Here is a 10,818-nt window from a genome sequence, read left to right on the forward strand (position 1 = left end):
AAGGGGTGTGTCTCGTAATGGCAAAGGGACGAATTCAGGTTCTTGAAGAGTATTGCAAAAGCTGTGGGCTTTGCGTAGCTGCCTGTCCCGTCAAAGTTCTCCGAATATCGGAGAAGATCAATAGTAAAGGGCACAGACCGGTGGAGCAGTTCAAAGAAGGGTGCATTGGATGCGCTATGTGTGCAACTACATGCCCTGATGCCGCGATCGAAGTTTATAAGATCGTTGAAGGCTAACGTTTTTCTGGAGGTGGAAAACTTATGGGACGAGTGCTAATGAAAGGAACTGAAGCCATAGCGGAAGCCGCTATTCAGGCTGGCTGTAAGTTCTTCTTTGGATATCCCATCACGCCGCAAAATGAGATTCCCGAATATATGTCTGCTCATCTTCCGGAAGTTGGCGGGACTTTTGTTCAGGCAGAGAGCGAAGTAGCAGCTATTTACATGATCATGGGTGGCGGTGCTACGGGACATAAAGTGATGACGACCTCTTCTAGCCCTGGTATCTCCCTTATGTCTGAAGGGCTAACATATATGGCTGGTTGTGAGATTCCGGCTGTTATAGTGAATGTTATGCGTGGTGGGCCTGGCTTGGGCGGAATCCTTCCTTCTCAAGCAGACTATCTTCAGGCCACAAAGGGCGGGGGGAATGGAGACTATAATTTGATCGTTCTAGCTCCCAGCACGTTGCAGGAAGCAGTAAACTTGACCCAATTAGCTTTTGAGCTATCACAGAGATACAGGAATCCTGTTATGATGCTTGCCGACGGCTTCATGGGGCAGATGATGGAAGCTGTGGAAATAAAGCCTTATACAGATAAGGATATTCCTGACAATACTACATGGGCTCTCGGATATATGGAGGAGCGAAAAGGGCAAAAAAGTGCCCTGAAGAGTTTATATCTCTCTCCTGAGGCTCTGGAAGATCACAACATCAATCTTCAGAAAAAATATGCACTCATCAAAGAACGAGAAGTTCGTTGTGAATCTTACCTAACAGAAGACGCCGAACTTGTTATAGCTGCCTATGGAACTACTGCCCGTATTTCTCGCTCTGTTATTAATAATCTTCGTCAAGAGGGGCATAAAGTAGGACTGATTCGTCCTATTACCCTTTGGCCATATCCCTACGCAGAGTTTAAAAAACTGCCTGGATCTGTCAAGCACATTTTGGTAACAGAAATGAACTGCGGTCAGATGATAGATGATGTCAAAGTCGCAACAGAGAGCAAAATACCTGTGTCTTTCTATGGTCGAACAGGTGGCATGTCGCCCTCTGTTAAGGAAATTGAGACTCAGTGCAGGAAATTACTCGGTCTGGAGTAGGGAGGGATATGTAATGAAAGAAGTTAAAGTGTATGAACGCCCCAAAACATGGATGCCTGAGGTTCATACTCACTATTGCCCTGGCTGCGGACATGGAATAGCTCACCGTCTTATATGTGAGGTTATAGATGAACTTGGTATTCAGCAGGATGTTATTGGAGTAGCGCCAGTAGGCTGTGCTGCCATGATGTACGATTACTTTGATACTGATTTTTGTGAGGCAGCCCACGGTCGTGCACCAGCAGTCGCTACAGGATTGAAACGAGTGCGTCCCGATAAAACAGTTTTTACCTATCAGGGAGATGGGGATTTAGCCTCTATCGGTACAGCTGAAATAGTACATGCTGCAAATCGGTCTGAGAATATCACAGTGATATTCATAAATAACGCCATCTACGGCATGACCGGTGGACAAATGGCACCTACAACTCTTATTGGACAGAAAGCTACAACGTGTCCATTGGGGAGAGATCCCAAGGTAAACGGATATCCCATTAGAGTCTGTGAGCTGCTAAACGCATTGGCGGCACCTGGCTATATAGAGCGTGTCACAGTAGCTCAGCCTAAATACATTATTAAAGCTAAACAGGCTATAAAAAAGGCCTTCCAGTACCAATTAGATGGCAAGGGCTTCTCTTTTGTAGAAATTCTCTCTTCTTGCCCCACAAACTGGGGGATGCGCCCAGTGGAAGCTTTTGAGTGGACTATTAACAGTATGATGCCATACTATCCTCTCGGTTTATTTAAAGATTACGAGTAGGGGGCGGGATGAATGACAAAGATCGATAAAAGTCTTATAGCCGCTGGTTTTGGAGGGCAGGGGGTTATGGTTCTCGGCCAGCTTGTTGCGTATACTGGGATAGAAGAAGGAATGCATGTGACATGGATCCCTTCCTACGGGCCTGAAATGAGGGGTGGGACAGCGAACTGTGGCGTGGTGCTGAGCAGCGAGGAAATAGCCTCCCCTGTGGTAGCAGAAGCTGATGCTGTCGTTATTATGAACCAGCCTTCTCTAACAAAATTTGAAAAATTTGTTAGAAAAGGCGGTGTCCTTCTTTATAATAGCGATCTTGTTACATACGCTGCTCCTCGAAAAGATATCACTGTCATTCCAGTTCCTGCAAATTCAGTAGCAATAGAACTCGGGAGCGATAAAGTAGCGAATATTGTAGCGCTAGGTGCCCTCGTAGAGGCTACTTCTATAGTTAACCCTCTTGTATGCATAGAGACGATTAAAGAAAAACTGGGGAAGAGAAAACCTAAGTTCCTTCCCATGAATCTCGAAGCCTTTGAAAAGGGAAGGGAAATAGTCAGAAAGGTCCTTGGAAAGTAAATGGGTGCTATCGAAAAAGTTCTATCACGAAATCTTATCTATCGTGGGAAAATTATAGACCTTCGTATAGACAATGTTCAACTTCAATCTGGTCGGAAAACAATCCGAGAGGTAGTGGAGCATGAGCCTGCAGTAGCTATCATTCCTCTCACGGAAAAGAATGAAGTGCTTCTCGTACGGCAATATCGTCATCCTCTTGGAGAGGATATCCTTGAAATTCCTGCAGGTATTGTTGAAGAAGGTGAAACCTTTCGAGACACTGCGGAACGAGAATTGCAGGAAGAGGTGGGATATCGTCCTAATGACCTTGTAGAAGTTGGCAAGTTCTATACATCTCCAGGTTTTAGCGATGAAGTGATCGTTGTTTTTGTAGCTAGGAAACTAGTTCCATCTATTCTTGATGGAGATGAAGACGAGTGCATTGAAGTCGAATCTGTTCCTCTCAATGACGTGCCAGAACTTTTAGGTAGCGGAAAGATTAAGGACTGTAAAACATTTGCCGGGCTCTCATGGCTTCTTTATAAACATAGCCGGAGAGAAATATAGAGGCCTAAGAATGTAGGGGCTGGTAGATCCAGCCCCTACTTGTTATATTTATATGAGTGATATCAATGAATAATAATTATGTCCAATTACTAAATGATTTTCTCGATTATTTGTTCCTCGAAAGAGGTTGTAGCGAAAATACAATCTTAGCTTATCAGCGTGACATTACTGTATGGGTGAGTTTCTGCGAGGAAAAAAGACTTTCCCCCTTCCCACCCACTCTCAGCGCATTAGAAGGGTATCAAAAGAAACTAGCGTTAGAGGGTAAAAAACGTTCCACACAACAGCGATCTATAGCAGCTCTTCGTTCGTGGTTCAAATATTTGGAAATGGAAGAATTAATTGATGAAGAGATTGAACTCCCCACTCTTCCCTTTAAGGGGAAAAATTTGCCTCGCATCTTGAGCGAAGGAGAAGTGGAAAGAATTCTTCATGCTTGTGCAGGAGATACATTTCTTGAAGTACGAGACAGAGCACTTTTGGAGACTGCGTATGGATGTGGATTAAGGGCGAGTGAACTGTGCTCTTTGCAAATAAAAGACTTAGATTTTTCTAGTAAAACTCTTCGTGTCTTGGGCAAAGGGAACAAAGAAAGAGTGATCCCTTTTCTGGGAGAAGTGAGCCGAAGAGTGCAGCTATATGTAGATGCATTCCATAAATCTATCTTTGCGCCAGAGCTTTTTCTCTCTGTAAACGGGAAACCTCTTCAACGAGTGGATATATGGCGGATAATTAAAAAGAGAGGGAAAACTGCAGGTATTCCTTCCAGTCGTCTTTATCCCCATATCCTCAGGCATTCCTTTGCTACCCATTTGCTACGAAGAGGAATGGATTTGAGAACCTTGCAGGAGATATTGGGGCATGCCTCTATTGCTACAACAGAAAAATATGTTCATTTTGACCTGGAACTCAGAGACATATATGATAAGGCTCATCCAAGAGCTTAATTTTTAGGAGGTGCTGAAATGGATTATAAGAGAAAAGTTCTTGAAGCCTTAACATACATCAAAAAAAGAGTGACAACACAGCCTCAGGCAGCACTTGTTCTTGGTTCTGGATTGGGAGGACTTGCTGACTCTATCCAGCACCCAGTCATCATACCGTATAAAGAAATTCCTGGTTGGCCTATTTCCACTGCTCCTGGTCATGCAGGTCGCCTTGTGTGTGGCTTCCTCGGCAACGTCTATGTTGCTGTTATGCAGGGGCGGGTGCATTTTTATGAAGGTTACTCTATGCAAGACATTGTTTTCCCTGTACGTGTTTTAGGTGAGTGGGGGATCCCTTATTTTATCGCCAGCAACGCTTCTGGAGGGATCAACCTTGGATATGTCCCTGGCGATTTAGTCATGCTCTATGATCATATTAATTTTATGGGAGTTAACCCACTCGTAGGTCCAGTTTTCTCAGAGAAAGAAGAGCGGTTCCCAGATATGTCTTATGTTTATGATAGAGACCTGTTGGATATAGGAGAGGCAGTGGCGAGAGAAGAGGGTATAACTGTAAGACGCGGCGTTTACATTGCTTTTTCAGGCCCATCCTATGAAACCCCAGCAGAAGTGCGCATGTGTAGAACTCTTGGGGCAGATGCTGTAGGGATGTCTACTGTACCTGAAACCATAGTTGCTCATGCTATGGGAATGAAAGTTTTCGCGCTGTCTTGTATAGCTAATTATGCGGCAGGTATTACAGCGCAAAAACTATCGGAAGAGGAAGTTATTAGAGAAATGGATAAAGCTACAGGTGCGTTGACCACTCTTCTTCGTGGCCTTCTTGCTAAAATCGGAGTGGGAAATGTTTGATATTTTACGATTTCTTGAAGATAAAAGAGATGGCAGAGCTCATTCTCCAGAAGAACTTAAGACTTTTGTAGAAAAATTTTATCAGAGAAGTATTCCAGACTATCAAGTAAGTGCTTGGCTTATGGCAGTGTTTCATCAAGGACTCTCCCAAAGCGAGCTTAGGTCCTTTACTGAGGTTTTGGCTTCTTCTGGTCATAAAGTAGAGTTCCCTTCTGATATTAAAATTGTAGATAAACATAGTACAGGTGGCGTGGGGGATAAGACCACCCTTGTAGTAGTTCCACTTGTTGCCGCTGCTGGCGTTTCAGTGGCTAAACTTTCAGGACGAGGATTAAGCTTTACAGGTGGGACAGTAGATAAGCTGGAAGCTATACCTGGCATGAATGTGCATCTCTCTCTCGAAAACTTTATAGAACAAATACACCATATTGGATGCGCTATTTCAGGTCACTCTCTAGAACTTGCACCAGCAGAGGGGCTTTTTTACACTCTTCGAGATGTAACGGCCACTGTGCCGTCTCTTCCTCTTATTGCCAGCAGCATCGTGAGTAAGAAATTAGCGGGAGGAGCCTCTCGGTTTGTTTTTGATGTAAAGTGCGGTAAGGGAGCTTTTATGACAGATCTAGAAGAGGCCAGAGCTTTAGCGCAAATGCTTGTCTCTCTCTCAAAATCTCTTCGTCGGGAAAGTATGGCATTGATCACGGCAATGGATCAACCTTTAGGGCGATGGGTAGGGAATAGTATGGAGGTATTGGAAGCCATAGAAACCTTACACGGACGCGGTCCCGCTGATACTGAAACCCTTTGTTTGCATCTCGCCGGAGCCATGCTTTATTTGGGGGGAGGAGCAGAAACTTTTGCAGAGGGGCTTTGTCAATGTAAAAAAGTATTGAAAAATGGAGCAGCCTTGCAGAAGTTCAAAGAACTTATTCAGGCTCAAGGTGGAGAAGCAGCGGTATGTGATACCCCTGAGCTTTTCTTGAAACGAGCCCCATTCGAGTATGTTATTGCTGCAGATCGCGATGGGTACCTCAACTCTATAGATGCTCGGCAGGTGGGGGAAGGAATTAAACGTCTTGGTGGCGGAAGGGCGACAAAGGAAGATATTATAGATCTATCTATAGCTATAGAAATATGTGGAAAAATAGGAGATTTTGCAAAAAAAGGAACTTCTTTACTTAAAATATATTACTCTGAGGAAGGGAAACTAGAGCAGGCTTTACCTTTTTTTCAACAGGTAGTTTCTATATCTCAAAAGAAACCTGTGCCACAAAAACTTATAATGGAGATTGTTAACGCATGAAATCTAATTTCTTTCATTATTCATACATATCTATCGTTAAAGTGTTAGCTCTATCTTTTTGTTTGTTATTTGGATCGGTTTCCATTGCCCAAGGGCGGGAAATAACCGTTTCGTGCCCACTTGACGTAGAAATTGGAGTCCCTTTCCTTCTTTCTATTACAGTTCTGGAAGGCCCTGTTTCAGGAGAAGTTGTGTGGTGCGACCAAATTATCCCTTTCGAACTCTTGCCTTCTTCATCAGAACAGAGGAAAGATTTCCTTTTAGGGACAAATGTAAGGACGGCTTACCCTGGGAAAGCTACTTTGATTGTAAAAATAGTGGCAGAAGGGGAGCAGAAACACTTGGAGTTCCCCTTGATAATAAAGGTGAAAACCTATCCAGAAGAACATCTTACTCTCCCTAACCATATGGTAACGCCTCCAGAAGCAGCATTGCAGAGAATAGCGAAAGAACGTGTAGAAACCCGTAAAGTGCTCCTTCACATTAACAAGGAATCTCACTGGGAGTTACCTCTCTTCAAACCAGTAGATGGCGCAGTTACCAGCGTATATGGCAAGAGAAGAGTTCTTAACGGGAGGCCTTCAAGTCCTCATGCTGGCGTGGATTTTAGAGCAGCTCAAGGAACTAAAATAAAAGCCGCTCTTGGTGGTGAAGTAGTGTTGGTGGCTGATCATTATTTTAGTGGGCGTACTGTTTTTATAGACTCTGGTTCTGGTGTTATTTCTATATACGGGCATCTATCCAGGCCGTATGTAAAAAATGGAGATTTCATTAAAAAAGGGGACGTCATAGGCGAGAGTGGGCAAACAGGGCGAATAACCGGGCCTCATCTTCACTTTTCTCTATCCCTTCAAGGGCAATTAGTAGATCCAGCACCTCTCTTTTTATTAGATCAAGAACCAATTGTTTCTCGGAATCAAAAATATTTTTTAGAATAGAAGGCAGGGAGGCTTTTGTATGAACATGTGCGACTATGCCTATAATTCTATAGTAGTTTTTTGTTTCATTATCGAAGGGAATAGGCTGTTGCTTATCCATCGAGAGCAAGATCCCTACAAAGGAACTTTAACAGTGCCAGGCGGGAAGAAAGAGCGAGGGGAAAGTATATCTCAAGCGTGTATACGAGAGGTACGAGAAGAGACCGGACTTGTCCCATGTGCTTTAGAACTGGCAGGAGTTGTTCATAACTATCAAGAGGGCGAGGGGCATGAAACGTTAACATTCTATTTTACTTGCCATTCTTTTTCGGGAGAACTTCGGAGTGGAGAAGAGGGGAGAGTGGAATGGTACGATATAGATGCGAGTTTCGCTCTTAAAGATACAAACCTTCACTATTTACAAATAGCCCCCTTTGTATTTGCGAGAAAGGGAAAACCGTTTGAGGGGCAGATTGTAACTTTAAAGAATGGAGAAATTATACGGTCGACCCTAGACTACTTAAAAGATATTTAAAGAGGCGAAACATATGGCGAGGAAAAAAAATAATGAATACAAGTTAGATAACGAACCTTTATATAATAATCCTTTCCGTTCTCTTTTAGGTGAATCGGAGTTGTCTTTAGAAGAAAAGAAGCACAATGACGAAGTTGAGGAAAATTTTCTCTCTCGTCAGGATGTTTCTCTCGGGGAGATTTTAAAGGGGAAAATAGTTCTTAGAATTGAGAAAAAAGGACGTTCTGGGAAGACGGTTACGATTGTAGAAACCCGTTCAGGGACTCTTGAAGAAAAAAAAGTTTTGGCCCGTTGTTTGCGCAGAAGCCTTGGATGTGGTAGCACAGTAGAAAATGACCTCATAGTAGTTCAAGGAGATCAGCGAGACCGAATTAAAAAAATTTTGGAAGAAAAGGGGAGCAAAAATATATCCCTTTAACTGTATCGCTTCTTAAAGTCGGTTGTATTTCGTGGCTTTACCTTTTGAAAGAGCGACGGGGTATTTTATCCCATTTTTTTCTATTTTATTGTTTACAGCCTTCTCTAAGTCAATAGAAAGCTTGTCACAAATACGGAGGAGATAAATGGCTATATCAGCAACTTCTTCCTCAACGAATATCTTATCTTCTTTTTTGGCTATTTCGTAAGATTCTTCTTCTGAGAGCCACTGGAACAGTTCTACCAATTCGCCTGTTTCACCAGCTAGAGCCATCACTAAATTTTTAGGGGAGTGGAATTGCTCCCAATCTCGTTCTGCGGTGAAAAATCGCAAGCGTTTTTGTATTTTTTCTACATCCATATAGAATAACCTCCATAAAAAAACGATAAGAGAGAGGGATATACTCCCTCTCTCAACTAGACTTAACTTAACATTATAAGAATACCATAGAAGAGTGAAGGGGGAAAATGGCAACAGCATGTGAAAGACCTTTTAGAAATGTTGCATCTACTAAATTTGCAACACTTAGTGGATTAGTAGCGTACTTCGTATGTATTTTTTGTACTAAGGCTGCTAGCTGTTAGAAAAAACGATTTAGTTTTAGCATAACTTTATACCTTTATAACTCTGGATTTTGTACTAATCTCAATACTTTTTTTTAATGTTATCCATACAGGAGATATTTTTTCTGCTTGCAATATTGTATTTTGAAGATCTAATTCACTAGCGTCACTAGATTCTAAAATAGCTTCAAAATCGATCCTTTGGAGCGATAAAGGTTGAGTTCTATTTATGCCTATTGCATTCATCCTGAATCCCGAGACATTTCTCCCCATTTTCCTCAATAAATACACAATCGTTGTACTTACGCATCCTGCAAAACCCATTAGTAATAATTCGAGACCTTTATAACCTCGTCCATCACCTAAAGGGGGCAGGTAATCAAAAATAATCGGATGGTCAGGATTAGTTTTTGATACGCCATTAAATTGAACTTTTTGATTTGTTAGTTTTACATTTACTTCTGACTGGTTATTATTCACATTAATTCCCCTTCCTTTAATTGACTAAATTTTATATTGCTACAATAAGATCATTTGTAAAAAATAAAAAACAAATATGGAGGCTCTATTATGAATCTAGAAGAAAAATTAAAGATGTTACAGTTGTGTTATGTTGCTGCTCTTGCTGATTCAACCTTACGATATAGTAACGAGGGGATATTAGAGAAAATAACGGAACAGAAGCGCAATGAACAAATGGAAAATGGAGCGATGTTAGCTGGAAAATTTGGTGTCCAGGATCCTAAACGAGCATTTGTAAATGTACAAAGTTTGTTTGGTTGTGCCAGTTGGAATTGTGAAGATGTTGCAGATGGTTTTTTTGCAGTGAATATGAGTTGTACGTTGTGTTCTATGTGTAAAAAGATGGGAACAAATAGTCCGTGTCAACTCTTTTGCCTCTCCCCAATAGAGGCTATGATTAGGAGTATAAAACCTGATTCTACTTTTTCTATTCGAAAAACGTTATGGAATGATGATAAATGCATTGTCAAGGTAGGTTTATAAATAGATTAATCCTGTTTTAGATAAGAAGTGTATTTTAATATATTATTACATTACAATACATTCAAAAAATATTATTTGCTCAAGAATGGTCGATGCAAGATATTTTATGCTCGTTGAATTTAATATATGGTGTTCGCTAGATTTAGAAGGTATCAGTCAGACGAGGTGAAAGAGTCAGTCGAGCCTTTCTGTTCTGTTTTGAAAAAAGGAGGAAACAACCCTACAAATAAGAGAGGAATGTAAAAAATGAAAACCAAAAGAGAAGATTTATTTACTCGGGAATTCTTACTTCAAAACATGATGGGACCTAATTGTATCAGAATTCTTGATGAGCTTTTAACTTCAGTAGAATTACATTCGGGGATGCGTGTCTTAGATTTGGGTTGCGGCAGAGGACTAACATCAATTTTTCTAGCAGGGGTATATGATGTTGAAGTATTTGCTACAGACCTATGGATTGATGCGACAGAAAATTATGAACGGTTCAAGCTTGTTCAACTTGACCATAAAACTATTCCAATTCATGCAGATGCTCACGAATTGCCCTATGCTAAAGGTTTTTTTGATGCGATTATTAGTATAGATGCATATCACTATTTTGGTGCTAAAAGAAGCTTCTTAGACGAATATATAGTCCCCTTAACTAAAAAAGGTGGCATTATAGCAATTGCCGTTCCTGGATTGCAAAAGGATTTTTTTAATGATGTTCCTGAAGTATTGAGACCTTATTGGCAAGAAGACATGAATTTTTATTCAAGAAGTTGGTGGCATTCTTTATGGGAAGAGTCTGAGAAGGTGAAAATAGAGCAGAGCCTATCTTTGTCTTGCCATGAAAAAGCATGGGAAGATTGGTTAGAATGTGACAATCCACACGCGAAAAGAGATATAGAAATGATGAAAGCTGAAAATAACCAATATTTTGACACCATAGGGTTAATAGCAACAGTAAAATGAATAACATATCGATAATGTTGCATATAAAAAACCAAAGACAAACTTTTAATGGCTATAGTTTACACTGTGTCCAGTCCATAGCCCGTTTTCGCTTGTCATAGAGCGGGAATGATGATAAAG

General features: G+C 41.3%; 15 protein-coding genes. 13 read left to right on the plus strand and 2 right to left on the minus strand.

Going from position 1 to position 10,818, the window contains the following annotated elements; all coding sequences use genetic code 11:
* Positions 1-17 precede the first annotated feature (17 nt).
* From B3L97_RS02345 to B3L97_RS02395, 11 genes are all read left to right on the plus strand, one after another.
* Entirely contained in the window at positions 18-236 is a 219-nt protein-coding gene (locus B3L97_RS02345; RefSeq protein ID WP_024822193.1) for a 4Fe-4S dicluster domain-containing protein, read from the plus strand.
* A 24-nt stretch (positions 237-260) separates the two neighbouring features.
* On the plus strand, positions 261-1,325 hold the full coding sequence (gene vorB, locus B3L97_RS02350; RefSeq protein WP_024822194.1) for a 3-methyl-2-oxobutanoate dehydrogenase subunit VorB: 1,065 nt from the start codon (positions 261-263) through the stop codon (positions 1,323-1,325).
* A 13-nt stretch (positions 1,326-1,338) separates the two neighbouring features.
* On the plus strand, positions 1,339-2,085 hold the full coding sequence (locus B3L97_RS02355; RefSeq protein WP_024822195.1) for a thiamine pyrophosphate-dependent enzyme: 747 nt from the start codon (positions 1,339-1,341) through the stop codon (positions 2,083-2,085).
* 12 nt (positions 2,086-2,097) lie between these two features.
* Complete coding sequence (locus tag B3L97_RS02360) at positions 2,098-2,658, plus strand: 2-oxoacid:acceptor oxidoreductase family protein (protein ID WP_024822196.1); 561 nt, start codon at positions 2,098-2,100, stop codon at positions 2,656-2,658.
* Positions 2,659-3,204: an NUDIX hydrolase gene (locus tag B3L97_RS02365; protein ID WP_024822197.1), complete on the plus strand. Its 546-nt coding sequence runs from the start codon at positions 2,659-2,661 to the stop codon at positions 3,202-3,204.
* Between the two features lie 65 nt (positions 3,205-3,269).
* Positions 3,270-4,151: a tyrosine-type recombinase/integrase gene (locus B3L97_RS02370; protein ID WP_286847623.1), complete on the plus strand. Its 882-nt coding sequence runs from the start codon at positions 3,270-3,272 to the stop codon at positions 4,149-4,151.
* 18 nt (positions 4,152-4,169) lie between these two features.
* On the plus strand, positions 4,170-5,003 hold the full coding sequence (locus B3L97_RS02375; protein WP_286933658.1) for a purine-nucleoside phosphorylase: 834 nt from the start codon (positions 4,170-4,172) through the stop codon (positions 5,001-5,003).
* Positions 4,996-6,306, plus strand: a complete 1,311-nt coding sequence (locus B3L97_RS02380; protein ID WP_286933661.1) for a thymidine phosphorylase — start codon at positions 4,996-4,998, stop codon at positions 6,304-6,306. The genes B3L97_RS02375 and B3L97_RS02380 overlap by 8 nt, the downstream gene beginning before the upstream one ends.
* Complete coding sequence (locus B3L97_RS02385; protein ID WP_286933664.1) at positions 6,303-7,244, plus strand: M23 family metallopeptidase; 942 nt, start codon at positions 6,303-6,305, stop codon at positions 7,242-7,244. Before B3L97_RS02380 ends, B3L97_RS02385 begins: the two co-directional genes overlap by 4 nt.
* 19 nt (positions 7,245-7,263) lie before the next feature.
* Positions 7,264-7,758, plus strand: a complete 495-nt coding sequence (locus tag B3L97_RS02390) for an NUDIX hydrolase (protein ID WP_286847619.1) — start codon at positions 7,264-7,266, stop codon at positions 7,756-7,758.
* A gap of 13 nt (positions 7,759-7,771) precedes the next feature.
* A complete protein-coding gene (locus B3L97_RS02395) occupies positions 7,772-8,176 on the plus strand; it encodes a translation initiation factor (protein ID WP_286847618.1) in 405 nt (134 codons plus the stop codon).
* A gap of 12 nt (positions 8,177-8,188) precedes the next feature.
* On the opposite strand, the gene B3L97_RS02400 is transcribed toward B3L97_RS02395, so the two are convergent.
* Positions 8,189-8,536, minus strand: coding sequence for a nucleotide pyrophosphohydrolase (locus B3L97_RS02400; RefSeq protein WP_024822204.1), 348 nt, complete (start codon positions 8,534-8,536; stop codon positions 8,189-8,191).
* A 251-nt stretch (positions 8,537-8,787) separates the two neighbouring features.
* The gene (locus B3L97_RS02405; RefSeq protein ID WP_286847617.1) at positions 8,788-9,219 is read right to left on the minus strand and encodes an OsmC family protein; all 432 of its coding nucleotides are present in this window, start codon (positions 9,217-9,219) and stop codon (positions 8,788-8,790) included.
* Between the two features lie 90 nt (positions 9,220-9,309).
* On the opposite strand from B3L97_RS02405, the gene B3L97_RS02410 reads away from it, so the two are divergent.
* Both B3L97_RS02410 and B3L97_RS02415 read left to right on the plus strand, forming a co-directional pair.
* On the plus strand, positions 9,310-9,744 hold the full coding sequence (locus B3L97_RS02410) for a hypothetical protein (RefSeq protein WP_024822205.1): 435 nt from the start codon (positions 9,310-9,312) through the stop codon (positions 9,742-9,744).
* Between the two features lie 246 nt (positions 9,745-9,990).
* Entirely contained in the window at positions 9,991-10,698 is a 708-nt protein-coding gene (locus tag B3L97_RS02415) for an SAM-dependent methyltransferase (protein ID WP_024822206.1), read from the plus strand.
* Positions 10,699-10,818: the final 120 nt, after the last annotated feature.

Source organism: Aminobacterium sp. UBA4834, assembly GCF_002400205.1.
In the GTDB taxonomy this organism is placed as follows: domain Bacteria; phylum Synergistota; class Synergistia; order Synergistales; family Aminobacteriaceae; genus Aminobacterium; species Aminobacterium mobile.

Coding starts and splice junctions, on each gene's coding strand:
- B3L97_RS02415 (WP_024822206.1), top strand. CDS start 9,991: ATGAAAACCAAAAGAGAAGATTTATTTACTCGGGAATTCTTACTTCAA.
- B3L97_RS02395 (WP_286847618.1), top strand. CDS start 7,772: ATGGCGAGGAAAAAAAATAATGAATACAAGTTAGATAACGAACCTTTA.
- B3L97_RS02365 (WP_024822197.1), top strand. CDS start 2,659: ATGGGTGCTATCGAAAAAGTTCTATCACGAAATCTTATCTATCGTGGG.
- B3L97_RS02390 (WP_286847619.1), top strand. CDS start 7,264: ATGAACATGTGCGACTATGCCTATAATTCTATAGTAGTTTTTTGTTTC.
- B3L97_RS02400 (WP_024822204.1), bottom strand. CDS start 8,536: ATGGATGTAGAAAAAATACAAAAACGCTTGCGATTTTTCACCGCAGAA.
- B3L97_RS02355 (WP_024822195.1), top strand. CDS start 1,339: ATGAAAGAAGTTAAAGTGTATGAACGCCCCAAAACATGGATGCCTGAG.
- B3L97_RS02345 (WP_024822193.1), top strand. CDS start 18: ATGGCAAAGGGACGAATTCAGGTTCTTGAAGAGTATTGCAAAAGCTGT.
- B3L97_RS02380 (WP_286933661.1), top strand. CDS start 4,996: ATGTTTGATATTTTACGATTTCTTGAAGATAAAAGAGATGGCAGAGCT.
- B3L97_RS02410 (WP_024822205.1), top strand. CDS start 9,310: ATGAATCTAGAAGAAAAATTAAAGATGTTACAGTTGTGTTATGTTGCT.
- B3L97_RS02370 (WP_286847623.1), top strand. CDS start 3,270: ATGAATAATAATTATGTCCAATTACTAAATGATTTTCTCGATTATTTG.
- vorB (WP_024822194.1), top strand. CDS start 261: ATGGGACGAGTGCTAATGAAAGGAACTGAAGCCATAGCGGAAGCCGCT.
- B3L97_RS02360 (WP_024822196.1), top strand. CDS start 2,098: ATGACAAAGATCGATAAAAGTCTTATAGCCGCTGGTTTTGGAGGGCAG.
- B3L97_RS02375 (WP_286933658.1), top strand. CDS start 4,170: ATGGATTATAAGAGAAAAGTTCTTGAAGCCTTAACATACATCAAAAAA.
- B3L97_RS02385 (WP_286933664.1), top strand. CDS start 6,303: ATGAAATCTAATTTCTTTCATTATTCATACATATCTATCGTTAAAGTG.